Source organism: Winogradskyella wichelsiae (assembly GCF_013403925.1).
Taxonomy (GTDB): domain Bacteria; phylum Bacteroidota; class Bacteroidia; order Flavobacteriales; family Flavobacteriaceae; genus Winogradskyella; species Winogradskyella wichelsiae.
In genome coordinates this window covers 248,645-273,904 of the sequence record NZ_JABFDJ010000001.1, presented here as the reverse complement: position 1 = coordinate 273,904, position 25,260 = coordinate 248,645, and the positions used below count along the sequence as shown (strand labels likewise).

Sequence of the window (25,260 nt, the reverse complement as noted above, 5' to 3'; positions counted from 1 at the left end):
TTGGAATTACATACTCGGCATGAGCTGGGATATTATTTAATATTAGTGAGCCTTGTACCATCGGTCCCAAGCGTTATGAAATATTGATTTTTTGATTGTCGATACGTTAATAACAGGCTTAATAGGAATGTCTATGCCTGTTCATCTCGACTGATTTTTAAATAGAAATTGTATATGATTGCATTAGTGATAACAGCAGTTAGAGGATTTGCTTATTTTATGCCATAAAATGGTATTTACCATATTATAATTAGGAATTTTTATCTGCCCTTTTAGGTTTATGAGAAATTGATGTCGGATTTTATCTCTAGTTAATTTAGAACTGTGTTAGACAAGATTAAAGGTTTATCTAAAGTGATTTATTTGTTTATTTAGATTTCTATTAGAATTGGAACGTTCGTAATTAAATAATTTTGAGCAATCCATAACATCCATTCTTCCATCAAAAGAACAGAGTAATGATACTACAGCACAAAGGCCATTAAAAAGCTTATCGTCGTTTATATTTTCAGGTCTATGTAATTGCATTGTAGCGGTGAAATGATAATCACAGCCTTTTAAAAAAGCATTTTCTATGGATAATAACTCATTAGGTAAATAGCCATTAAACCTTCTTTTCATATTTTGATGTACTAATCCTATGTAATTAAGTTGGGTAGTGCCGTGTCTGTTAGTAAGATGTTGCCAGCTATCTTTATTATCTAAGATATTGCCAACAGCACACTGTTTAAAATCTTCAGGATTTAAAGTGTTATGGTGGAAAGCTTTATATAATTTAGTGATAGCGTTGTCGAAACGAAGCGAACTTTTCATAACTGTAAAATTTTGGTTTCTTGCTAAAAAGTTACAAAAAAACGTTCATAGTTTAAAACTTTGCAATATTTCTTATTTGTTACAAGATTTTATTCTAAATTAATTTTCTAGATAATTAATAATTTAGATATATTTTTTTTATTTAAAAGAGCGCAGTTTGTTAGGTAACCAAGGTTCAATTAATACAGGATGAAGTTTATTTTTTTTATCAAAATAGATTAACTAATTTTTAACCGTAAAGTGTCCTGTGGTATTTTGTCCATCAGTGAAAAACACTTTAAACCAATAATCAGTAGTGGGCATTAATATATCATTAATTCTTCCATCCCATCTATATCCGTTTCTTTGATTAAGGGTAATTATAATTTTACCATACCTATCATATATTCTTATAGTTTCTAAATTGTTTTCATCGGCTCCTTTTATTTTCCAAAAATCATTGATACCGTCATTATTAGGTGTAATAAATTTAGGATATCCGATAAGGTGGAATGTTTTACTTATTGTTGCTTCACATTGGGTTATATTCCTAACATATACTGTCTGTGTTCCAGAAGGAAGATTGTTAAAAGTAAAGTTATTAGAGTTTCCTACAAAATTAAGATTATCTAAAGAAAATTCGTAATCACTATTTCCACCAATACGCATTGAAATGGTATTATTATCATAATCTAAAATGACGTTTATATCTTCAAAAAATGGAGGCTCATTTTCTATTAAAGTAAATGTTTTTGATACATAACATTCTAATCCATTCTCTATGATATATGCTACGTGTGTATACGTACCGCTAATGCTTGTTGAGAATTGATTTGAATTTGACAAAACGAGACCATCAGCATCTAACCACTCAAGTCTATCATTAGTAGTATCACCATATAAAATTATAGGTGAATCACCACAAAAGGTATAAGTATCATTTAAATTTATTATTGGTGTGCTATTAACAATCAAATTAACAGGAGCAATACCACCACATGACGCATCATTAGCTTCTAAACGTATCCATATAGTTGTAGACTCTGATGTCAATGTTGTTCTTATTAAATTGTGTGTCGTTTGTGCATCAACCAAACTAGGATAGAATTTTAAACTTGTCGCATCAGTTAATTCAAGTAAAAGTTCAATTTCTGTTCTTATGTCTGCGATGTTAAATACTGCTGATTCATCTCCAATGATTCCGTCTGAGTTTTCGCAACTATAAAAATTAGGGATATTTATAACATCTATAAAACTTGCATTTAGGGTGAAGGATGTTATGGAGAAGCATCCATTAGCATTAATAACCCTAACATATATTTCTTGATTTTGTACAATGTTAGTATAACTATTATAATTGGCAATAATGTTAAGATTTTCTTCAGCGTCTTCAATTGATTCATAGAAAACAAGTTCTTCATTCAAACTCGGATCCGTTATTTTAAATTTAATATCTGTTAAATTAAATAAAGAAATACCATCCGTATCGCTATCGCATTGTATGAGTTCTTGATTAGTTAATAAATTTGGAACCCCATAAACATTAATTATTTTTGATGTTGTAATTTCACGATTATTTACGGTTATAGTTACTGAAATTTCATAATTTCCGGCATCGTCATAAGCATGATTTGGAGTTATTTCATTTGAGATGTTTCCATCTCCAAAATCCCACTGTGCCGCGGTAATTTCTGCATAAGTATCAATTTCATAATCTATAAATTCCCCATTACAAATATTTTCATTTAAAATCCTTGTTCTAAAGTAAGATTGTATAAAATTTGGGAGCCCTAGTCTTGATTTCTTTTGCTGAAGATTTAAATCTTCATGATTGTAAGATGAAAATGGACCTGATAGATTCGGACTATCAATTACTCCCAAAAAACTGATACCTTCATTTTCATTCTCAGATAAAGCCCTATAAATTTTTCCATTTTTAGCAAGTTGCAAGCTAGCTGGAATTAAATCTCCTAATTGCTGGTGTAATAGAAAACTAGGTGAAGCATTTGCAGTAAATGATGTTACATCGTATTTATATAATAATACGTTTTTAAGAGAATCCTCGGCTAGATTTCCATTATCTGAAGAATTAATAAAACCTTGTTTCATTAAGCTTGCATATAATCGATTAGAGTCATTTGAAAATTCTATACCATAGGCTGATACTACGCTAAAAAATTCAAAAGTAGTTAAAATACTAACTTTATTAGTTAGCTGCCCTGTTTCAGGATTAAATTTAAAACGGAAAAGGTGGTTATTTATACTTGTTGGTAAAATATTGGTAATCGCCAATTTTTCTCCATTGGGGGAATATTTCATTATGCCTTCAGGAACCCCTTTGAAAAATAAATTATCGTTAATTATTGGAGTTTCTATATTACCATCAGCTAAAACTTTATATGTATAGAATGAAGTATATTCATTTGCTTCATTTAGCTTAGTTGTTGTTACCCATATAGACTCACCATCTGCATGATGTACAGCTGAGATTTTACCAACTCCTAGAGCAGGTAATAGAGGGACATTCAATGCTATAACTTCTCCGAGTCCATTATTTAAAGATGTGTCAATCTTTGAATAGAAAAGTCCTTGTGCTCCAATAGTAAATAAATAATAAAGATTATTAATACCAGAGATAGGTACAATTATAGAGTTTTGATCTGCACTTACGTTGCCAAAAAGACCAGAACCATTAACCATAGTGTTATTGTTTTTGTCCCAAACCATTTCGCTATTTGTATAAAAAAGTAGATTCCCGTCGACATCAGATATGCTTGCAGAACCTGCAGTGGCTAGCATTGCACTATTTTGAGTTGATAAAGGTGATGAAGGTTCTGTAAAATTTAAATCAGCATACTCACCAAAAATCCAATTGTTTGTTTCATTATTTTGTCCTGATATATTACCATGATTTAATATAAAATAAATTATAAAAAGATTTTTAAGAGTAGTGAATAATATTTCTCTAAGAGTTTTCAATTTCATGTAAGCTAAGGATTAAGATTTCTTAAATCAGATTGTATATTAATTACACGTTGCTATAAAACGAAATTTACTTTTTCTGTAAAAACAAATCGATGAAGTATTTAAAATTTTTGAGTTTTTTCAAAAGCATATATTAATCGTTCTATTAAAAAAAAGCAGAAATATAAGGTAATGTATTGTTTTTTTATGAATTCTTTCTTGGCTTTTAAAAATAGATAAAAACAAATGAAAGAACTCATACTTGTTGTTGATATTTCTTTGCATTCGCTACAATTATATCATATTAATGATAGATAATTTATTTTTTTTTAACAAAATTATAGTTATTTAATAATTATTAGTTTAAGCATAGAAAATGAGTAGCAATAAAAATATACTATGTTTAAAATATTTACATGATATTTTATTATTTGACACATATCTTAAAGATGTCATAACTTTGAAATTTTAGTTTCTTGCGATAAAATTTACAAAAACGTTCATAGTTTAAAACTTTGCAATATTTCTTATTTGTTACAAGTTTGTATTATCACAAAGATCCCCCTAAAATACGTTTTAAAGTATTTAACGATATAGGCTTTATAATGTAATTAGAAACATTTTCGTAACGTTCTGCGCGTTTAAGATCAATGGGGTCTATTGATGAGCTTGCAATATAAATAGTAATCTCTTTATGAGAGTCAATTTGAATAAATTCATCCAAAAATTGCCAACCATCCATAATGGGCATATTAATATCTAATAATATAATATCTGGAAGAGGCTGCCTAGTATTCATCATAGGTTTTAAATTATTAATGGCGTCTTCTCCGTTTTTGAAAACTATAAACGAATTACAAAAACCAGATAATTCCATCATTCGTTTCGCGCCAAAAATAAAAATAGGGTCGTCATCGATGATACATGCTAAATCGATTTTACGCATATTTCTTTAAAGAGATGAAAAAGGTTGTTCCTTCGTTAACAATACTACTAACCTCAACCTTTCCGCCAATAGCTTCAATTTGATTTTTTGTAATAAATAGACCTAAACCGCGAGAGTCTTCATGTCTATGAAAGGTTTTATACATTCCAAACAGTTTATCACCGTATTTTTTCAAATCTATACCTTGTCCATGATCTTTAATTTCTAATACAACAAAATCGTTAGAGATGTTCGTTTTAATTTCGATTTTAGCAGGTTCCGTTGCTTTTTTATATTTGATAGCATTTGTTAAGAAATTTAAAATTATACTATCTAAATACGCGGGGACGCCTAGAATAAATAGGTCCGTATCTATATCAATAGAAACCGTAGTTTTAGACTCTCTAATGAGTGCTGAAATACTCGATAAAGCACCTTGGAAACTATTTAATAAATTTAATGGTTCTGTTTTTAAATCTTTTTGAACGTTAATTGCAGCTACTTCATTTAGATTAGTGAGTGTTTCACCTAAATGACTTACCGCTAGCTCTACTAATGGGAAAATTTCATTATTTGTAGTTTCAGGTAAATCTATTTTTACAATGTCTAATAACATATCTAAATTACCATAATGAGATCTTAAATTGTGAGATACGATATGTGCAAAATTTAGTAAACGTTTATTTTGGTTTTTTGTCGTTTCTAATAATTGTGAAACTTTTTTTCTGTTTTTTTTAATTTGAGTTACATTATTGATCTGAGCAACAAAATGTTCTGGTTGTCCTAAATTATCTTTAACAATTGATACGGATAATTGAGCCCAAACAGTTTCTCCATTTTTACTTATATAACGTTTTTCAATTTCATAATCATCTAGTTCTCCCTTTATCATTCTCATAAGAGCTTGGTGGTCTCTACGTAAATCTTCAGGATGAGTTAAATCCATAAAAGTTAATTTTTTAATCTCAACTTTATTATAACCTAGTATATTGCACAAACTATTATTTACGTCAATCCAGTTGCCTTCTAAATCTACGATTGCCATACCAATTAAAGCAGTTTCAAATGTCTTTCTAAGTTGCTGCTCCTTAAAGGCTAATTCTTTTGCATTTTTAGTCTTTTTATCTATATCTTGAAATAGTCCTTGTACTAAAATACATTTATCATTTTCAATGATAGCGATACCAATGACCCTTACCCATTTGTCTTTTTTTTTAGGTGTAACGATTAGCACTTCAGTATCAAAGTCAATATGACTTTCGATACAAAGCGTAAATAATTGGGTGATTGTATTTCGGCTATAGCCTTCTTTATAAAATGAAATACCTTGCTGTAAATCTGGTATGTAATCTAAGGGGAGTTCATGAATTTTTTTTGTTTCATTACTCCAATTTAAATTTTTAGAAATAGGGTCATACTCCCAAGTACCAATTGAGGCACGTTCTTGTATGAAATCTAATAAATTAATACTACTTTTTATTTGTGTATTGGGGATAAACAAAATAGATAGGTTAAGGGGGTTTATTGCGTAAATATAGTTTTTTTTTGTAAAATAATAGATAAAACACAATAAATGGATGTCTAAACTGTTATTCTTGTAGGGTTAATCTTTCTTTTGTGGTTTTGTTAATAGCATTCGGATGGTTTAGATGTTTACCTTTTTTATAACCCAATATGTAATATTAAATTTGTGGATTTTTCATATCAAGTTTGTATTTTTGTACAATGCGTAAACCACTTACACCTCAAGACATCCACAATTTAGCCATGAACCATGTTGGTAAGGACTTAGAAGCTCGTGGTTTTGAGTTCATAGCTATTAATAGCAAGTTGAAACGTCATCCACAATTTGTTTGTATTGATAAGAATAGTCAGTATTATTTTGTCATCGTGAGGGCTGTTAGTTTACCAGATAATCCAAATAACTATGATGTCGTTTGGATGGAGACCTTTAAAAAGCACGCTTTTGAAAAAGATGCTAAGGTATTATATGCAGGTGTTGGTTTAGGCAGTCCAGAAGGAGATGATCACCCCATTTATTTAAATGAAGAATACCTTATTGAATATAACGGCATTCAGGTCATTGAGATGAATTTAAATTAAGAATACAATAGCTAACCCAAGTTACCTACTTATGAAAAATATAATTTACCTGATTTTTATTCTAATCTTTTTTTCGTGTCAGAAAGCCCCGAAAAACATTAAAATCTCTGGTCCAATTTTTGGGACTTCTTACAGTGTTCAATACCACTCAGACGAAGCTGTTAACTTTCAAAAACAATTTGATAGTCTTTTTAATGTGATCAATCAATCAATGTCTACGTATATTCCTAGTTCAACAATTTCAAGAATAAATAAAGGTGAAGCTATTGAAATTGATGCTCATTTTATACGTGTATTTAAAAAAGCAAAGTTAATTTATAGAATGACCGAAGGTGCTTTTGATCCAACAATTGGAGCAGTAGTTAATGCTTGGGATTTTGGACCAGAAGGAAAAATTACTGATGTAGATAGTGTTGCAATAGATCGCTTAATGAAGTTTGTTGGTTTTAACAGGTTAGGGATAAAAAATAATAAGGTTGTTAAGAATAATTCGTCTTATCTAGATTTTAATGCCATTGCTAAAGGTTACGGGGTAGATGTTATTGGTGAGTTTTTAGAAAGCCAGAATGTAGCTGATTATTTAGTAGAAATAGGAGGTGAAATAAGAACAAGAGGAATTAATCTAGAAAAAAAGGCGCCATGGAGAGTTGGTATTGATGATCCTAACTTTAAAGGTGAGCAATCGTATTCAAAAGTCATAGAGCTTAAAGATGAAGCTATGGCAACATCAGGTACTTATCGTAAATTTAAAATCGATGCGAATGGAAATCGTTATGCGCACATTATAGATACTAAAACAGGTTATCCTTCAAAAACAAATGTATTAAGTGTTTCTGTTTTAGCAGAAGATTGTATGACAGCAGATGCTTATGCAACCGCATTTCAAGCTATGGGAATAGCAGAAGTCATTGATTTTGCAGAACAACATAAAGAAATTAAAGTCTATTTTATCTATGAAGATGCTCATAAAGAACTTCAGACTTTAAATTTAAATAACTTTCCAGAATAGGAAAAGCAACTTTAAAATCTTAATGATTGCCGATCCTGGTTACATTTCATTGTTTTAGTGCAGCTATGCCAATATATTACCAAGCATTAATAAATAGTAATAACCAACCTATTACCAATAGCAATCCGCCAATCGGAGTCACAGGACCTAAAAAGCGAAGTTTTTTTCCTTTAGCATCCGATAAGATTAAACCATAAATACTGAAAGAAAATAAAATAATTCCTATAGTAAAACACCAGTACGTTGCTAAGGTGATATTGTTAGCATTAAATCTCAAGGCTAATAAAACAATAGCATGATACATTTGGTATTTTACACCAACTTCAAAACTATGTAATTGCTCTGTAGATAAAATTTTCTTTAAGGCATGAGCACCAAAAGCACCAAAGATTACAGCTAACATGCCAAATAAAGCACCTGTAGCAATTATAATGTGTTGTGTCATTTAAGTTAATTGATTTATTTATAAACTACGGGAATAATTTCGCCTTTAGCCAAGCAGTACTTTTCAATGTCTTCCTTAGAAAGCGAAGCGGTATAATCAACTTCTTCAACCTTAAAGCCAATAGAACGTAGCTTATCAAAATAATCACGACCATACACACGAACGTGATCATATTGTCCAAAAATCTTAGCACGTTCCTCTTTATCCGTAATAGCATCATCTTCAAAAGTAAGCGCTCTATCTAATTCTTGTGGAATCTGAAAAACACCATATCCACCAGGTTTCATTACTCTGTATAATTCCTGCATTGCCTTGGTATCATCTGGGATGTGTTCTAAGACATGGTTACAGAGAATAACATCATAACTGTTATCTTCAAAAGGTAAATCGCAAATATCCGCTTTTACATCAGCAATAGGAGAAAGTAAATCTGTCGTTGTGTATTTTAAATTTTTCAGCTTTCTAAAGCGTTTTAAAAAACATTGTTCAGGTGCAAAATGAAGCACACTTTTTTCAGCAGAAAAGAAGTTTGTTTCCTTATTTAGGTACAACCATAGTAATCTGTGTCGCTCTAAACTTAATGTCGAAGGCGATAATACATTGTTTCGCTGATTACCATAACCATACGGCAAAAATGTTTTAAAACTTTTACCATCAATAGGATCCGTAAATGTGTTTCCTTTTAAAAAGAACGCCAAAATGGGACGTGCTACATAGCTAAGTCTTATTAATAAGGGTCTTGGTATGGTGTTTAATATAAGTTTAAAGAGTTTTTTCATTTTTATTACTCAGAACTAAAAGAGATTCACAAAGTTTCGCAGAGGGTTTACGTGATAGTATTGATGAATCTTTTTTATGCCATTTTTTAAAAGTTTAGTTTTGAAATTGAGTAATAGTCCAATAGGGTAATTTCCTAATTTCATGTAAGTCAATATTTGAGCCGTATGAACATCTGTGAATTTTTCAACTGTTTTGAGCTCAATAACAATACTATTTTCGACTAACAAATCAATTCTGTAGCCGTGATCTCGTGTTATGTCCTTGTAAGTAATGGGTTGAGTAATTTCTTTTTGCACTGAATATCCCATTTTTTTTAATTCATAAAACAAGCATTCTTGATAAGCAGATTCTAACAATCCTGGCCCAAGAGCTTTAAGCACTTCAATGGCTGCTCCAATAATATTTTCTGTAATCTTATTGTAAACCATATATTTTAATTGAACAAAAAACTCTCTCCGGGCACCTCTGTGTAACCTCTAAGTATCTCTGTTAAATAATTAATACAAGTTAACTCAATGAAAATTATATTAATAAATAAAAATAGCTAAGCATCTACTTGGCTCGAAATTAAATTATAAATACCATCCCAAAGCGCAATTCTATGCTGTAAAGCTTCTTTAGCAACTTCTAAAACCTCATTCCATTTTTGCTGATCATTACCACATAATTCTTCAATCATTTTTAAAGAAAGTGGTCCATGCTCGTCACCATCTAACTCTATATGACGTTTTAAATAGTAGGTTAATTTACTATACGTATTGTCGCTAGTTTTAGATTGGTTTATAATTTGAAAAAACATATCCGGAATCACATCTTCACGTCCAAATGTAAAAGCCGAAGCAATTTTATGAGGTTCGTTAGTTGCAATAACATCAAAAGTAAAGTCTACAAATTTTGAAGTTTCTGTATTTAACTCCACTTTAGTCGCTGTGTTTTTAACTGAAAAACCATTTTGAATATGACATACAAAATTTTCAATTTGCGTGGTACTCGCTTCAATTTGATCCATAGCCTCCAAATACATTTCATAGTGACTTTTAGGTTCTCCTAATTCATTAATATCACTTTCTTCACCCAGTACAATTTCGTTAATAAAACGAGCGGTCGATGGATTTTTAACAGGAGTCCAAGGTACTGTAGTATTTGTTAATTGATTTTGAAGTGCTTTTAACAAGGACATAAAATCCCAAACGGCAAACACATGTTGCTCCATAAAAATCTTTATATCTTCAATAGAAGCTAAAGCACTATATAGTTTATGGTTATTAAGTTCAGTTCTTAAGCTTGTTAACTCTGTTTCTAAATATTTAACTGTCATGGCTGCTTTTTAAAGAACTAACGCGTTTTTTCTAAATGAATCTTCTTCAGTAGACGTTATGCCTAGAGCTTGGTGTACATAAGCAAACGTAGAAAGTATTTCTGGCTTACCATCAACAAGGGCCACATCGTGTTCAAAATGGACACTCGGTTTTCCGTCTTGGGTTACAATCGTCCAACCGTCACTAAGTTGTTTTATTTTATGTGTTCCTAAGTTAATCATAGGTTCAATGGCCACCACCATTCCTTCAATAAACTTTTTACCACGACCTCTTTTACCATAGTTAGGCATCTCCGGATCTTCATGCATTTTTCTACCTAGTCCATGCCCCACTAATTCTCTAACAACACCATAGCCTTGTTCTTCAGTGTATTGTTGAATGGCATAACCAACATCACCAACTCTGTTACCAATTTTTAATTGCTCAATACCTTTGTAAAGCGATTCTTTAGTAGTCTGAATTAATTTTTTAGTTTCTTCAGCTACATTTCCAATCTCAAAAGTATAAGCATGATCCCCATAGAAACCATTCATTATAGAACCACAATCTATTGAAACAATATCTCCATCTTTTAACGGAATATCTGTAGGTAAGCCATGTACTACGGCATCATTTACACTACACAATAAGGTAGACGGACAATCGTAAAGGCCTTTGAAACCAGGGATTGCACCCATATCCCTTATGTATTCTTCTGCAATTTTATCCAAATGATTGGTGGTCACACCTTCTTTGGTTTCTTTTGCTAACATACCCAAAGTTTTAGATACGATAAGTGCGCTGATACGCATCAATTCAATTTCTTCTGCTGTTTTTACTATAATCATGATTCGTAATATTGAATTACAAAGATAGGTATTCCGTATTTCTTGTTAGAAAATACAGCGAAAGAATCTCTGGTTTTTTTCGCATTGATAAAAAAAGGTGAAAACTGAAAAGATGATCTATCAGAGTTGTTTTCTTTTATAAAAACTTGAAGCTCCATTAAATGGACAGATCTAGGATTAGAAGGCTTGTTACTAAAACATTCTACTGCTGTAGTTTAATCTTATCAAGCATTTAATTCATAAATTATTAATTTTTTTTTAAAACATGATAAATAACAGTTTATAGGAGCGTTTTCTACTCTAAATTTGTAATATAAAATATAATTATTATGTACAAAACCGTTACCGCAGAAGAAGCCTTAAGAGTTGTAAAGTCTAATGATCGTGTTTATATTCAAGCCGCTGCAGCAGCGCCTCAATCGTTAGTTAAAGCATTGTCCGCAAGACATGAAGAGCTTAGAAATGTTGAAGTGTGTCATTTACATACCGAAGGTGTAGCACCATATGCAGATCCTAAATATAGAGATAGCTTTCATGTTAATTCCTTTTTTATTGGTAAAAATGTTAGACATACGCTGAAAGCCGGAAATGGTTCTTATACACCAGTTTTTTTAAGTGAATTACCACGACTTTTTCAGCAACGTATTTTAGACATTGATGTGGTATTGATTCATGTGTCTGTTCCTGATCGTCATGGTTATTGTTCATTGGGCGTTTCTGTAGAGGCTACTTTGGCTGCTATAGATAATGCAAAGATTGTTATTGCTCAGGTGAATCCTCAGATGCCAAGAACGCACGGTGCAGGTATTCTTCACGTTTCTGAAATTGATTATTTTGTTGAAGTTGATGAGACGCTTCCTGAACATCATATGGCAGAGCCTAGCGCTATTGAAAGTGAAATAGGAAACCACGTAGCCAGTTTAATAGAAGACAGAAGTACCTTACAAATGGGAATTGGTTCTATTCCTAATGCAGTTTTAACACGTTTAACCAACCATAAAGATTTAGGGTTACATACTGAGATGTTCTCAGATGGTGTTATCGATTTAATACTTAGTAATGTAATTACAGGGAATTATAAAAAAATTAACCGTGGACGTGCGTTATCTACTTTCTTAATTGGTTCTAAGCGATTATATGATTATGTAGATGATAATCCGTTTGTAGAAATGCGCGCGTCAAATTATACTAATAATACTGCTTATATTAAGCAGAATCCAAAAATGGTGGCTATAAATTCGGCTATTGAGATTGATTTAACAGGGCAAGTTTGTGCAGATTCTATTGGTTCTAATATGTATTCAGGAGTTGGAGGGCAAATGGATTTTATTAGAGGAGCTTCATTAAGTCAGGGAGGTAAAGCCATTATTGCATTACCATCGGTGACTAAAAGTGGCATAAGTAGAATTGTACCAGTATTAAAACCAGGTGCGGGAGTTGTAACATCTAGAGCTCATGTACATTATGTGGTCACTGAATATGGAATTGCAAATTTGTATGGTAAAACAATTCAGAATAGAGCGAAGGCATTAGTTGAAATTGCACATCCAGATCATAGAGAAGCTATTGATAGAGCTTACTACGATATGATAAAGTAATTAAAACTGCCACCATTTTTTAGGGGGAGTTGTGATTTTGGGTTCTTCGTTGGTGATCAGTTGATAAACTTCTCCCCAACCTAGAATTCCCCCTATATTTCTATCATCTATAAATAAGTCTGCATGGATTTTTCGACTTCTTTTATTGTCGAATTTTTCTTCAGGGAAACTAGCATTTACGGCATAGAATTCTATGCCGTTTTCTTTACAAAAATCTACCGCTTCTTGCAGTTTTATGCCACATCTATAAGTCCACAGAATTAATCGGTGTCCATCTTCTTGAAGACGTTTTAAGGTTTCAAAAGCAAATATGCGTGTTTTACCAATTTTAGGATAGGCATCATCTACTATAGTGCCATCAAAATCTACGGCTATAATTAATTTATTGTGAAAATTCATGCTATAATTCAATTCAAAAGTAAAGGTACAATATTAAATAAAGGTACTACACAAGACTGTGCTGCGTCATTGCTTTTGGTTGAGGTATATCTAATAATTTTAAGATTGTTGGTGCTATATCGCCTAAAACTCCATCTTTAATATTTTTTAAGTCTTTATCGATTAAAATAATAGGCACAGGGTTAGTAGTATGGGCTGTGTTTGGTGATCCATCAGGATTTATCATTGTTTCACAATTGCCGTGATCAGCAATTAAAATAGTTGTATAGCCATTATCTAAAGCTGTGTTTACAACATCAGTTACACATTTGTCAACATGTTCACAAGCTTGGATTGCTGCTTCCATAACACCTGTATGACCAACCATATCTCCATTGGCAAAATTAAGACATACAAAATCTACTTCACCTTTTTCTAATTCCGGCACTAAAGCGTCGCGTAATTCGTAAGCACTCATTTCGGGCTTTAAATCGTAGGTTGCTACTTTAGGGGAATTTCTTAAAATTCTAGTTTCGCCTTCAAAAGGTTTTTCTTGTCCGCCAGAAAAGAAAAATGTGACGTGAGGATATTTTTCTGTTTCAGCAATTCTAATTTGCTTCTTATTGTGTTTTTCTAAAACTTCACCTAAAGTTTCTTGTAGGTTATCCTTATTAAAAACAACATTGATCCCTTTGTACTTATCATCGTAATTTGTTAGCGTTACATAGTGCAGGTTTAATTTGTGCATGTTAAACTCATGAAAATCATTTTGAGATAATACTTCAGTTAATTGACGTCCACGATCTGTTCTAAAGTTAAAGAATATAACCACATCGTCTTCCTTAATCGTTGCTAAAGGTTCGTTATTTTTATCTGTTGCAATCAATGGTTTTATAAACTCATCGGTTACATCATTTTCATAATTATCTTTAATAGCCTTTACGAGATCTTGCGTTTTATCACCTTCAGCACTTACTAGAGCATCATAAGTTAATTTTACACGTTCCCAACGTTTGTCTCTGTCCATTGCATAGTAACGACCTGTAACGGTTGCTATTTTTGCAGAATTATTTTCTAAATGGTTTTCTAAGTCCGAAATAAAACCAGCTCCAGATTTAGGATCTACATCTCTACCATCTGTAAAAGCGTGCACAAATACATTATCTAAACCATAATCGTGAGTAGCATCAAGCAATCCAAAAAGATGATTAATGTGAGAATGAACACCACCATTACTTACTAAACCTAATAGGTGAACATTTTTATTATTAGTTTTCGCATATTCAAAAGCTGTCTTTAAAACGGGCTCTTCGCGTAATGTTTTATTTTCAACGGCAAGATTAATTTTCACCAAATCTTGATATACAATGCGTCCGGCACCTAAATTCATGTGTCCAACTTCACTATTTCCCATTTGCCCTTCAGGTAAACCAACATGTAAACCATCGGTCCTTAAACTAGCGCTTGGATACTTTGTATAAAGCGAATCAATAAATGGAGTTTGTGCATTGTCTATAGCCGAAACTTTAGGATCAGGAGATTTTCCCCAACCGTCTAAAATCATTAAAATAACCTTCTTGTTCATTTGTATAAAATTTGTTCCTCAAAGATAACACTTACAACGCTACAACAAATCTGTAACAAGAAAAAATTTGGCATGTTAACTCTATTTTATGTTTTTATAATTAGCTGATCAACTTCATGTTGATTTTTGTGATAATGTTAACAAATTAATATCCAAAGTGTTAAAAAATGGTTATCAACTATTTTAAAGTGTAACATTTTAAGAGATATGTCGTCTATTTAGTATAATCAAAAAACAAATCAATTAAATTAAAATCTTTCATCATGAAAAAATCAGTAATATTATTAGCCTTAGCATTAGGGTTTTCGGTTTCAAATTTAAATGCATCTAATGGCTTATTAACATCAAAAACAAATGAAGTTATTATTAAAACAGTTGAAGTTAGCGCTTTGTGTAAAGCTGTTGCAATGGGGAATTTAGAGGAGGTCAATGGGCTTATTAAAAATGGGGCAGACGTTAATGCAAAATCAAATGGTATGATGCCCATACATTACGCTGCAAAATATAACCGTGTAGAAATTATTAAAGCTTTAATAACAGCAGGTTCGGAAATTCACGAATCTTGTGATAAGGGGATTACAGCAGTAAGATATGCAGAAAAATCTAATGCTAAAGATGCTGAAATGTTTCTTAAGCGATTTAAAAAATAAAAACGTCTAGGAGTAGACAAAAATTTAAGTTAGTCAGTTAAAAAGCGTCCAAAGGGCGCTTTTTATATTTTACAACTATTTTAACATCAGTTACAGGCTAGAGTTATAAAAGAAGGCTAGAAAAGATTTACTTTTATCCTTTTATTTATACCTTATGAATTATCAGTTTAGAATTCTTTCGAATGAAGCATTGGAGAAAATTGTTCCTTTAGTTTACGAACTTAATAATGCTAAGATTAGTTTAGATGTCTTGAAATCTCGTTTTAATGAAATGAAAGATCAAAACTACGAATGCGCCGTTATTACAGATGAAGAAGTTATTATTGGAGTTGCTGGTATGTGGTTTTGTACACGCCACTATATGGGGAAGTCAGTAGAACTGGATCATGTTTATATTAAATCCGAATATAGAGGCAGTGGTTTAGGAAAGCAATTTATGGCTTGGATTAATACTTATGTAAAAAGTAAAGGTTGCAATGCGGTTGAACTGAATACCTATGTACAAAATTACCCTTCACATAAATTTTATTATAATGAAGGGTTTCAAGTTTTAGGTTATCATTTTCTAAAGAAAATTTAACTTATTTTAAAAAATCAAGATCCGAATTCGTTGCTATTTCATAAGGAGCTTTGTTATACTCAAAAATACGGGCTTCTAAAGTTCCTCTCAATGTTAATTTGTCATCTTTTACTTCAATCCAGCTCCCTTCTCTAATACCAATAACTGGTTGGCTATTATAGGCATGAAACTCTTTAATTCTAGTTTCTCTAGTTTCTCCCATATGTGTACTGCCTTCAATAGGATCTAAATAATGAGGATTTATATTAAAAGGCACTAATCCCAAGGTTTTAAAACTAGGAGGATATATTATGGGCATATCATTAGTTGTATTCATCGTTAAGCCACAAATATTACTACCTGCACTTGTGCCTAAATAAGGTGTTCCATTTTTTACAGCATCTTTAATAGGTAATAGTACATTGTTTTTATAAAGTTGAGACACCAAAACAAAGGTGTTTCCGCCACCAACAAAAATACCTTGTGCCTTTTTTATGGCTTCTTCTGCGTTATCAAATTCGTGAAGCCCTTTTACTGTTTTTCCAATTTTAGCAAATGCTTTTGCAGCAGTCTCTGTATACGCATCATGAGATATGCCCCCAGGCCTTGCATACGGCACAAAAATAATGGTGTCCGCAGATTTAAAATGGATTTCGAGTTCTTTTAATAGGTATTCTAAATAACCACTTCCATGAACGGTAGAAGTGCTCGCTATTATAATTGATTTCAAAATTTATGTTTTAGAGCTTTATTTTGCAAAGAAAATTAAACTTTTTTAAAAAGGCAATTTAATCATTTAACAAATATTTACTAGTGGATAGCTATGCTAAGTCAAGAATAAAACCGAAATTTAGTCAAACAACTTAATTATGAAAAAAACACTACTCTTATTATTTACGATTTTCTCATTTACTATTTATGCACAAGACATTGACAGAGTCACTGTTGATGGTAAGATTGTAGTGTCTGCAGACGAAAAAGGAGGAGTGGCGGTTTATAATTCTTCTTCTAACAAAGGCACTTATACAGATGCAGACGGAAACTTTAAAATAAACGTTGGTCTCAATGAAGTTGTAGAATTTGGCGCAGTTCAGTTTGAGGATTTTAAAGTTACTATTACAGCTAAAATAGTTGCTTCTAAAAAATTGACTGTAATTCTTGTTGAAGAGGTTAATAAATTAGATGAGGTTGTTTTATTACCCTTTGATTTAACAGGGAATTTATATGCAGATTTAGAAAATGTAAGAACATACAATGTTAGTTTAGATGATGTTTATTTTGGATTAGATCATATTGAAGATTTCGAATTTTCGGCAGATTATAAAACAGAAGCAGATAATTTGGCTTTTAATGAGTATAATCCTTACGTTGGCAATATGCTAGATATAGTTAATGTTGCAGGTTTTTTATTAAAACAAGTTGTTAATTTGGACTCTAAAAAGCCAAAAACAAAGAAAGATAAACTACAAGAATTAACACCTTTTAAACAGGCTTTAGATACCTATAGTGTTAATTATATTCATAATAATTTCAATATTCCTCTTGATCAAGTTGGAGCATTTACAGATTACGTAGAACAAAAAGGTGTTGATCATAATTTGTTTGAAGAAGGTAAGGAAATGCAACTTTTAGAACGTATTTCTCAACTAAGTAAAGCGTTCTTAAAAGAATCTAGTGAAAAAGAGTAAATTTCTTTTTTTAATCATATTATTCTCAATTGTAGGTTTTGCAGGTGCACAACGAATCGATTTAGAAGGGCAACTCATAGCTAAAGATGAAGTTGAAGGACTTCATGTACTTAATAAGTCGGCATTAAAATATACAATTTCAGAAGAAAATGGAAGTTTTGTAATACCTGCAAGGGTTTCAGATACTTTGATAATTTCAGGAGTTAAATATCAATTAAAAGAAATTGTAATTACAGATTCAATTATAAATTCAGGTTATTTAAGAGTACAACTAATAGAGAATATAAGTGCGCTAAATGAGGTTGTGGTTGGTAAGATTTTTACAGGAAGCTTAGAGTCCGATATAGAAAATTTAAAGGTTAAACCTGAAATTAATTTTTACGATTTAGGAATCCCTGGTTACACAGGGAAACCACTAACTCAAAACGAGCGTAAACTGTATGATGCTAATGGAGGAAGTATGGTAGATTTAGTTGCTGGCGCATACGGTACAGGCCCTAGTGTTAACCTAAACAAACTACTGAACACTATAAGCGGAAGAACAAAGAAATTAAAAGCCATTGTAGAGCTAGATAATAGAGAAGGATGTATTCAACGTTTAAAACGTGATTATGAATCTTTTCTTTTTGAAAAGGATACTTTAACTCAAAATTTACGAGCAGAGTATTTTCTATATTGTGAAGAAGATGCTAGGTTTTTAGGGCTATGCAATAAAAAAGATGAGTTTGCTTTAATAGAATTTCTACAGGCAAAATTAAAATTATATCTAGAAAATAGAAAATTGGTCATTAAAGATTAATTTTGAGCTGTGTTCTTGCTAAAATTGAATTCACACTGTAAATATGAAACCACTACATCTCTTAATTGCCATTTTAATTTCACCTCTTTTTATTTCTAGTAACACAGAACATGAATATTATGTTAGTGTAACCGAAGTTGCATATTCTAAAGAACAGCAATCACTTCAAATTATAAGTCAAATATTTATTGATGATTTAGAGGTTCTAATCCGTAAACGTTACGACGAGCGTATTACGCTAGGTGTTGACGAAGAATCTAGAGTTGTTGATGACTATATTCAGCGTTATTTGACTAGTAAATTACAGATTAATATTAATGGAAAACCCGCAGCTTATAATTATCTAGGTAAAGCGTACAAGGAAGACATAGCTTATTGTTATATAGAACTAGAAAATGTTGAAACTATTAAGTCCATTGAGATTACCAATCAAGTTTTATTTGATGTTTATTCAAGCCAGCAGAATATCGTTAGAATGAAACTTTTAAATAGAAATAAGAGCTTTTTATTGGTACCAGAAAACGATACTTGCTTGTTAAACTTTGAGTAAAACACTACCAAAGCCATCATAAATTCTTATTTTAGGCATCACTTTAAATAACACTAACTTTAACTATGAAAAGACTTAAGTACTTCTTATGCGCAATGCTGTTAGCTTCGTTTAGCACATATGCTCAAGATGATGTAAAACCAGAACGTGAACAAGGTCACACTAATCAGAACAAATTCAAGCAATTGTATGATGAGTTTTCTACACCTAACGTTTTTAGAACAGGATCTGGAGCACCAGGACCTGGATACTACCAGCAACAAGCAGATTATAAAATGGACATCGAAATTGATGATGCCACTGCAAAATTGTACGGTAACGAAACAATCACGTATACAAACAATTCACCAGACGAGCTTAAATATCTTTGGGTACAATTAGACCAAAATGTACGTGCTAAAGATTCTAAGACTCCTTTAATTAGTAATTCTGTTGTAAGACCAGCAACAACATCTTCTAGTGTTGTAAAATCTTATTTAAAAGAATCTTTTGATGGTGGATTTCATATTGAGCATGTAAAAGATACAAATGGTAAAGATTTAGCGCATACTATCAATCGTACAATGATGCGTGTTGAGTTACCAAAGGCAATGCAATCTGGAGATCAATTTTCATTTCAGATAAAATGGTGGTACAATATCAACGATCACGTTAAGGATGGTGGACGTTCTGGATACGAATATTTCGAAGAAAATGATAATCGTGCCTACGTCATAGCACAGTTCTACCCTCGTATGGCTGTTTATAATGACGTAGAAGGATGGCAAAATTCTCAGTTTTGGGGACGTGATGAATTCGCGTTACCATTTGGTGATTTTGATGTAAATATAACTGTACCTGCAGATCATATTTTAGATGGTACAGGTGTCTTAACGAATAGAGAAGAGGTCTTTACAAAAGATATGATGAAACGTTATAAAAAGGCGAAGAAATCATACGACGAACCTGTAATGATCGTTACACAAGATGAAGCTGAAAAAGCAGAAAAGTCTAAAAGTAAAAAGAAAAAAACTTGGAAATTATCAGCTAAAATGGTTCGTGATTTTGGTTTTTCAACTTCTCGTAAGTTTTTATGGGATATGATGGCTGTGAAATTAGGGGAGAAAGATGTAATGGCTGTGTCGTTATATCCTAAAGAAGGGAACCCGTTATGGGAAGAATGGTCAACTAAAGCAGTAGCGAGTACATTAAAGTCGTATTCTAGAATGACTTTTGATTACCCTTACCATAAAGCAATTTCTGTTCATGCTAAACAGCAAGGTATGGAATACCCAATGATTTGTTGGAATTATGGACGTCCTGATAAAGACGGTAATTACTCTGATAGAGTAAAATACGGAATGATTAGCGTTATTATACACGAAGTTGGTCATAACTGGTTTCCAATGATTATAAATAGTGATGAGCGTCAATGGACATGGATGGATGAAGGCTTAAATACCTTTACACAATACGTCGCAGAACAAGATTTTGGAGAATGGTATCCTAAAGCGCTATCTGCAAATGATAAGACGTATCCTTCTAGAAGAGGTCCTGCTAAAAACATAGTGAGATATATGGGAGGAAAACAAGATTTTATTGCTCCAATAATGAGTAAAGGATTAAACACTTATCAATTTGGTAACAATGCTTATGGTAAGCCAGCAACAGGTTTAAACATATTACGAGAAACTGTTATGGGGCGCGAATTGTTTGATTATTCATTCAGAGAATATGCTAACCGATGGATGTTTAAGCACCCAACACCAGAAGATTTTTTCCGCACAATGGAGGATGCTTCCGCTATTGATTTAGATTGGTTCTGGAGAGGTTGGTTTTATACCACTGACTATACAGATATTGGAGTAAAAAGTGTGAAGAAATTTGCAGTAACATCTACACCAAACGAAAATGGAAAGCAAATAGCTGAGCGTAATAACATTGATGCTAAAACATTAATTTATTTTATTGAAGAAGGCGAAGAAGGTTATGAAGAAACCATGAAGAAAGGTGTTACTATGAATGATTTACCAACGGTAAAAGAATATATTATGGATAACTTTACTCCTGCAGAGCAAAAGGAAATGAAGGAAACGCCTAAATTTTTCTATGAAGTTACTTTTGAAAAACCAGGAGGATTAGTAATGCCACTTATAGTAGAGTACACTTATGCAGATGGGACTAAAAAACGAGAAACATATCCTGCGCAAATCTGGAGACTGAATGATAAAGAAGTCAGTAAAGCTATTGCTAGCAATAAAGAAATTGTAGGAGTTATGGTAGATCCGGATTTAGAAACAGCTGATGTTGATACTTCAAACAACGCTTGGCCGAAAGAAGTTAAAGCAAGTGATTTCGATAAGTTTAAGGAAAGCACTAGAGATTAATAATTATAACATAAATTTAAGCCGACTTTTTTTGAAGTCGGCTTTTTTATTTCTTTATTTGAAGTCGTATTATTCACAAACTCACTTTATATTTGCAACGTGATACAGCAATTAACTTTTTTATTCATAGGAGGCACAGAAATAGTATTTGTATTATTTATTGTAGTCTTAGTTTTTGGTGCCGATAAACTTCCAGAAATCGCACGTGGCTTAGGTAAAGGAATGCGTCAAATAAAAGATGCTACCAACGATATTAAGAATGAAGTTACCAAAAGCGCAAGAGAAAATAATATTATAGACACAGATGTGACTAAAAACATCAATGACGAAATTAAAAAAGTAAAGGATGATTTAGAAGACTTTACCGGCTCCTTAAAACGTAATAAGTAATTTTTTTTATGAAACGATAAACTACTTTTTTTAAGATTTCTTAAAATAGGTATTGTCGTTAAGGCATTTTTATTTTAATATATTTAGGTAATTAATTAAATATCTAAATCATATTTTATGAAAAAAATCAACTCTTTGGTGATGCTTTTATTAGTTATAACCATTGTCTCTTGTTCTAAAGATGCAGTTATTCAAACCGAATCAGAAGTAGTTCAATTTTCTGAAACCCCATTAACAATAGATCAAATCAATCAGGAAATAACAGAAAGTCTCGACGATTCTGGAGATTTTGATTGGAATAAACAAGACGCTCATTTCTTATGGAGTGCCTTAGGTCATGGTCAAAATGTATTGACTATTGGCTATGGTAACGAAGGACAAAGTTTCAGTGAAGCATTTGATAGAGAACTCGAAGAGAAAAAAAATAATTTACTTGCTTTAATCAAGGATCAAGAAGAAGTGAGTAAGGAAGATTTCAAATTTAGAGCAGATGAAATTTTAACTGTTTTTGATGTCGAAGTTACTAAAATAGAAACTGTAATAGCACTTATGGAAAGTGACTATGTAAGGTATTTAGAGCCTAATGGTTATAATCAATATACAGTAGAACAAAAATCAAGTTCAGGCTGTGATACAGAAGGAGCTTCTATTAGTGCCGCTCATTACTCAACAATTTCACCTAATAATGCTCAAGTATCGTGGCATTTTGATGAGCACAATATTCCACAAGCTTGGAATCAATCTACAGGTTCAGGTGTTACTATTGGTTTAATTGATACTGGAGTTTCAAAGTCGCAATTGCTTTTAAATTCTTCAGGAATTAATGATGGTTATTCTTCGGGGCGTACTGTAGAAAAATATGGGACTTTTATAGATTCTAATTGGTGGTGGTCTAGTAATTATGATGGTGAACATGATAAATGTGGACACGGAACCGCTATGGGATCAACGATGGCTTCTCCAAGAAATGATAACGGTATGCCTGTTGGTGTAGCATATAATGCAAATTTAGTGGCTTATAGAGCAACAGAGGATGTTTTGTTAAACGATTATCACGAACGTAAGGGGGTATCAGACGCTTTAACACAATTAGGTGATCGAAGTGATGTAAAAATCATTTCAATGTCTATTGGTTATGTCTGGTCTATAGGTAATATTGAAGATGCTGTTGAATACGCCTATAGTAAAGGTAAATTAATATTTGCAGCAGGTGGAACTTCTACTAGTTTTACGAATGGATATGGTGTTATTTTTCCAGCAACAATGGATGAAACTATTGCGGTTACAGGTGTTACTGATGGTTCTAGTTATGAAAGATGTGATGTGTGCCATAGCGGAAGTAAAATAGATTTTACAATTATTATGGAAGGAGATAATGATACCAGTAAAGCACCTCCTGTATTAGGTTTTAATAATGGAGAGAGACGTTACACAGGCGGATCTTCTGTAGCTACAGCAACTACAGCAGGTATTGCAGCTTTAATTTGGTCTAAATATCCTTCTTGGAGTAGAACTCAAGTATTAAATCGATTAAAGGAGTCTGCTGAGTTTTATCCTAGTAAGAATGGTAGTTTTGGTTATGGTAATATTGATGCTTTAGAAGCTGTTCAATAAATTGTAATTGAAGTAAATTAGTCAAAAAAAAAGCAAGCCTTATTAATTAATAAGGCTTGCTTTTTTTTATATATGAATTAATATTTATGCCTCTAATACATAATTTTCAAAAATAGAATTCAACTCTTTTTCTGGATTATCTGTTAAGCCCGAATGTGTTTTAGAACTTTGTATAATGGTACTTCGTGAAGCGGCTAACCATCTAAACCGATCTGAAATTTCAAAGTGACCAATTTTTCCAGCAGAAACTTCTCCTTTAGAAATTAATTCCCAAGATTTTAAGTAGTTGTTAATCGCATCTAAGTCTAATTCACAAGAAAAAGCCTTCAATTTATTTTCATTGACGTTAAATTTAACACCGAGATATTTTTTTCGTTTTGAGAATAAAATAACCCCAATATTAAAAAATTCTTCGCGTTCCACTCTTGGTACGAGTCTAATTATAGCGTATTCAAAAGTCACTTTATCTGGCATCTTTGGCTTCTTTAACTAATGAATCAATTTTTGAAAGTCTAGAATTTAGATATTCTATATAAGCATTTCGCATTTCATCTGGTGATAATGTGTCAGATTCATTTATCAACCAATCTTCAGGAATTTTAGAAACAATATCTTCTATAGTGTCTGAATTTAAAGCTGAAATAATAGCCTTAGAAGCTTCATCTAAAAGCGAAGCACGTTCTAATAAAACGTGATCTTTAATCAAAGGAAATGTTCTTGCAAGGTGATTTTTCCAAGTACTCCAATTATGATGAAAATAAAAACTAGCGCCATTATCTATAACCCATAATTCTTTATTCCAATTTAGTAAGTTGGTGTTTTTTACAGTACGATCTATATTACTAATAATACTGTCTAAAAGCACTATTTTAGAAGACGTCATTGCATCTGCAACAGAAACTAAAGGGTCAAAAGTAATAGAACTACTTAGATAATGTAAGCCTAAATTAAGACCTACACTAAATTTTAATAAATCTTGAATCTCTTCATCTGGCTCGGTTTTACTAAAGGAATCGTCTAAATTCATAAAGACTAATTCAGGAACCTTTAATCCAATAGCTCGGGCTAATTCACCTCCAATAAACTCAGAGATTAATGCTTTTTTTCCTTGCCCTGCACCTCTAAATTTTAAAACATAGAGAAAACCATCACTAGCCTCAACAATGGCAGGCAGTGAGCCGCCTTCTCGCAAAGGTGTGATGTATTTTACCACATCTACAGTTCTTATTTCAATTTTACTCATAGTTGTGGTTATAATTTTCGACTAATCGTTAAGCCATCTCTAATAGGTAATACAACCGTTTCAATGCGCTCATCATTTTTTAAAAGCGTATTGTAATCTAAAATAGACTGTGTAGAAATGTCTTTTGCACCAACAGGTTCTACTACTTTTCCGTGCCATAACACATTATCAGAAAGTATAATGCCCCCTGGGTTTAATTTGTCTATAATTAAGTGGAAATAATTACTGTAATTAGGTTTGTCAGCATCAATAAATATTAAATCGAATGTTTTATCTAACGTCGGAATGATATCGATGGCGCTTCCTGTATGTTGCTTAATTTGAGACCCGTAATTAGATTTGTCAAAATACTTACGTTGAAAATCCACCAATTCTTCATTAACATCTATAGTATGTAATTCTCCGTCTGCTTGTAAGCCTTCCGCTAAACATAAAGTCGCATAACCCGTAAATGTTCCTAGTTCTAAGATAGATTTAGGTCGCATTAATTTAGAAATCATACTCAACACCCGACCTTGATAAGGACCGCTAAGCATAATAGGCTGTAATATTTTTTGGTACGTTTCTCTTGTTAGTTGTTGCAATAAATCGGGCTCTTGTTCAGAGTGTTTTACAACATAATTGTCTAAGGCTTCGGGTAAGAAATACATTGGAATATTTTTTATTTAAAAGAGAT

The 25,260-nt window shown here is 32.0% G+C and carries 26 protein-coding genes; 11 read left to right on the top strand and 15 right to left on the bottom strand.

Annotated elements, in window-relative coordinates; translation table 11 throughout:
- Positions 1-345 precede the first annotated feature (345 nt).
- From HM985_RS01305 to HM985_RS01290, 4 genes are all read right to left on the bottom strand, one after another.
- Complete coding sequence (locus HM985_RS01305) at positions 346-813, bottom strand: Na(+)-translocating NADH-quinone reductase subunit F (RefSeq protein WP_179374501.1); 468 nt, start codon at positions 811-813, stop codon at positions 346-348.
- Between the two features lie 222 nt (positions 814-1,035).
- Complete coding sequence (locus HM985_RS01300; protein WP_179374500.1) at positions 1,036-3,777, bottom strand: T9SS type B sorting domain-containing protein; 2,742 nt, start codon at positions 3,775-3,777, stop codon at positions 1,036-1,038.
- 529 nt (positions 3,778-4,306) lie between these two features.
- On the bottom strand, positions 4,307-4,702 hold the full coding sequence (locus tag HM985_RS01295; RefSeq protein WP_179374499.1) for a response regulator: 396 nt from the start codon (positions 4,700-4,702) through the stop codon (positions 4,307-4,309).
- Complete coding sequence (locus HM985_RS01290; RefSeq protein WP_179374498.1) at positions 4,695-6,182, bottom strand: sensor histidine kinase; 1,488 nt, start codon at positions 6,180-6,182, stop codon at positions 4,695-4,697. Before HM985_RS01290 ends, HM985_RS01295 begins: the two co-directional genes overlap by 8 nt.
- Positions 6,183-6,406: 224 nt before the next feature.
- On the opposite strand from HM985_RS01290, the gene HM985_RS01285 reads away from it, so the two are divergent.
- Positions 6,407-6,784: a Na(+)-translocating NADH-quinone reductase subunit F gene (locus HM985_RS01285; protein ID WP_179374497.1), complete on the top strand. Its 378-nt coding sequence runs from the start codon at positions 6,407-6,409 to the stop codon at positions 6,782-6,784.
- A 31-nt stretch (positions 6,785-6,815) separates the two neighbouring features.
- On the top strand, positions 6,816-7,793 hold the full coding sequence (locus tag HM985_RS01280) for an FAD:protein FMN transferase (RefSeq protein ID WP_179374496.1): 978 nt from the start codon (positions 6,816-6,818) through the stop codon (positions 7,791-7,793).
- Positions 7,794-7,869: 76 nt separating this feature from the next.
- On the opposite strand, the gene HM985_RS01275 is transcribed toward HM985_RS01280, so the two are convergent.
- From HM985_RS01275 to map, 5 genes are all read right to left on the bottom strand, one after another.
- Positions 7,870-8,238, bottom strand: coding sequence for a DUF423 domain-containing protein (locus HM985_RS01275; protein ID WP_179374495.1), 369 nt, complete (start codon positions 8,236-8,238; stop codon positions 7,870-7,872).
- Between the two features lie 14 nt (positions 8,239-8,252).
- A complete protein-coding gene (locus tag HM985_RS01270; protein ID WP_179374494.1) occupies positions 8,253-9,017 on the bottom strand; it encodes a class I SAM-dependent methyltransferase in 765 nt (254 codons plus the stop codon).
- A 15-nt stretch (positions 9,018-9,032) separates the two neighbouring features.
- Positions 9,033-9,446 (bottom strand): GxxExxY protein, encoded by a 414-nt coding sequence (locus HM985_RS01265; protein ID WP_179374493.1) that lies wholly within the window; start codon positions 9,444-9,446, stop codon positions 9,033-9,035.
- Between the two features lie 116 nt (positions 9,447-9,562).
- Positions 9,563-10,336 (bottom strand): DUF3050 domain-containing protein, encoded by a 774-nt coding sequence (locus HM985_RS01260; protein ID WP_179374492.1) that lies wholly within the window; start codon positions 10,334-10,336, stop codon positions 9,563-9,565.
- 9 nt (positions 10,337-10,345) lie between these two features.
- A complete protein-coding gene (gene map, locus HM985_RS01255) occupies positions 10,346-11,164 on the bottom strand; it encodes a type I methionyl aminopeptidase (protein ID WP_179374491.1) in 819 nt (272 codons plus the stop codon).
- Between the two features lie 329 nt (positions 11,165-11,493).
- Between map and HM985_RS01250 the strand changes: the two genes are divergently transcribed.
- Positions 11,494-12,762, top strand: a complete 1,269-nt coding sequence (locus HM985_RS01250) for an acetyl-CoA hydrolase/transferase family protein (protein WP_179374490.1) — start codon at positions 11,494-11,496, stop codon at positions 12,760-12,762.
- Here the strand turns inward: HM985_RS01250 and HM985_RS01245 are convergent, their stop codons facing one another.
- Positions 12,763-13,161 (bottom strand): BT0820 family HAD-type phosphatase, encoded by a 399-nt coding sequence (locus HM985_RS01245; RefSeq protein WP_179374489.1) that lies wholly within the window; start codon positions 13,159-13,161, stop codon positions 12,763-12,765.
- 46 nt (positions 13,162-13,207) lie between these two features.
- Positions 13,208-14,725 carry a 2,3-bisphosphoglycerate-independent phosphoglycerate mutase gene (gene gpmI / locus HM985_RS01240; protein ID WP_179374488.1) on the bottom strand — a complete coding sequence of 506 codons (1,518 nt, stop codon included), beginning with the start codon at positions 14,723-14,725 and terminating at the stop codon, positions 13,208-13,210.
- A 263-nt stretch (positions 14,726-14,988) separates the two neighbouring features.
- Here gpmI and HM985_RS01235 point away from each other — a divergent pair, with 263 nt between their 5' ends.
- The gene (locus HM985_RS01235) at positions 14,989-15,375 is read left to right on the top strand and encodes an ankyrin repeat domain-containing protein (protein ID WP_179374487.1); all 387 of its coding nucleotides are present in this window, start codon (positions 14,989-14,991) and stop codon (positions 15,373-15,375) included.
- A gap of 154 nt (positions 15,376-15,529) precedes the next feature.
- Positions 15,530-15,955, top strand: a complete 426-nt coding sequence (locus HM985_RS01230) for a GNAT family N-acetyltransferase (RefSeq protein ID WP_179374486.1) — start codon at positions 15,530-15,532, stop codon at positions 15,953-15,955.
- Position 15,956: 1 nt separating this feature from the next.
- On the opposite strand, the gene pepE is transcribed toward HM985_RS01230, so the two are convergent.
- Positions 15,957-16,664, bottom strand: coding sequence for a dipeptidase PepE (gene pepE / locus HM985_RS01225; RefSeq protein WP_179374485.1), 708 nt, complete (start codon positions 16,662-16,664; stop codon positions 15,957-15,959).
- A 139-nt stretch (positions 16,665-16,803) separates the two neighbouring features.
- Between pepE and HM985_RS01220 the strand changes: the two genes are divergently transcribed.
- The 6 genes from HM985_RS01220 (at position 16,804) to HM985_RS01195 (ending at position 23,341) form a co-directional block, all read left to right on the top strand.
- A complete protein-coding gene (locus HM985_RS01220) occupies positions 16,804-17,622 on the top strand; it encodes a carboxypeptidase-like regulatory domain-containing protein (protein WP_179374484.1) in 819 nt (272 codons plus the stop codon).
- On the top strand, positions 17,609-18,421 hold the full coding sequence (locus HM985_RS01215) for a peptidase associated/transthyretin-like domain-containing protein (protein ID WP_179374483.1): 813 nt from the start codon (positions 17,609-17,611) through the stop codon (positions 18,419-18,421). The genes HM985_RS01220 and HM985_RS01215 overlap by 14 nt, the downstream gene beginning before the upstream one ends.
- A 43-nt stretch (positions 18,422-18,464) precedes the next feature.
- Positions 18,465-18,971, top strand: coding sequence for a DUF6702 family protein (locus tag HM985_RS01210; protein ID WP_179374482.1), 507 nt, complete (start codon positions 18,465-18,467; stop codon positions 18,969-18,971).
- A gap of 65 nt (positions 18,972-19,036) precedes the next feature.
- The gene (locus HM985_RS01205; protein WP_179374481.1) at positions 19,037-21,337 is read left to right on the top strand and encodes a M1 family metallopeptidase; all 2,301 of its coding nucleotides are present in this window, start codon (positions 19,037-19,039) and stop codon (positions 21,335-21,337) included.
- A 99-nt stretch (positions 21,338-21,436) separates the two neighbouring features.
- Positions 21,437-21,727: a Sec-independent protein translocase subunit TatA/TatB gene (locus tag HM985_RS01200; protein WP_179374480.1), complete on the top strand. Its 291-nt coding sequence runs from the start codon at positions 21,437-21,439 to the stop codon at positions 21,725-21,727.
- Positions 21,728-21,844: 117 nt separating this feature from the next.
- Positions 21,845-23,341 carry a S8 family peptidase gene (locus tag HM985_RS01195; protein WP_179374479.1) on the top strand — a complete coding sequence of 499 codons (1,497 nt, stop codon included), beginning with the start codon at positions 21,845-21,847 and terminating at the stop codon, positions 23,339-23,341.
- An 84-nt stretch (positions 23,342-23,425) separates the two neighbouring features.
- Here the strand turns inward: HM985_RS01195 and HM985_RS01190 are convergent, their stop codons facing one another.
- Genes HM985_RS01190 through HM985_RS01180 form a run of 3 tightly spaced genes read right to left on the bottom strand, consistent with a single transcriptional unit; the run spans position 23,426 to position 25,234 of the window.
- Positions 23,426-23,815 carry a DUF3037 domain-containing protein gene (locus tag HM985_RS01190; RefSeq protein WP_179374478.1) on the bottom strand — a complete coding sequence of 130 codons (390 nt, stop codon included), beginning with the start codon at positions 23,813-23,815 and terminating at the stop codon, positions 23,426-23,428.
- The gene (locus HM985_RS01185) at positions 23,805-24,584 is read right to left on the bottom strand and encodes a HipA family kinase (RefSeq protein ID WP_179374477.1); all 780 of its coding nucleotides are present in this window, start codon (positions 24,582-24,584) and stop codon (positions 23,805-23,807) included. Before HM985_RS01185 ends, HM985_RS01190 begins: the two co-directional genes overlap by 11 nt.
- A gap of 8 nt (positions 24,585-24,592) precedes the next feature.
- Entirely contained in the window at positions 24,593-25,234 is a 642-nt protein-coding gene (locus tag HM985_RS01180) for an O-methyltransferase (protein ID WP_179374476.1), read from the bottom strand.
- Positions 25,235-25,260 lie beyond the last annotated feature (26 nt).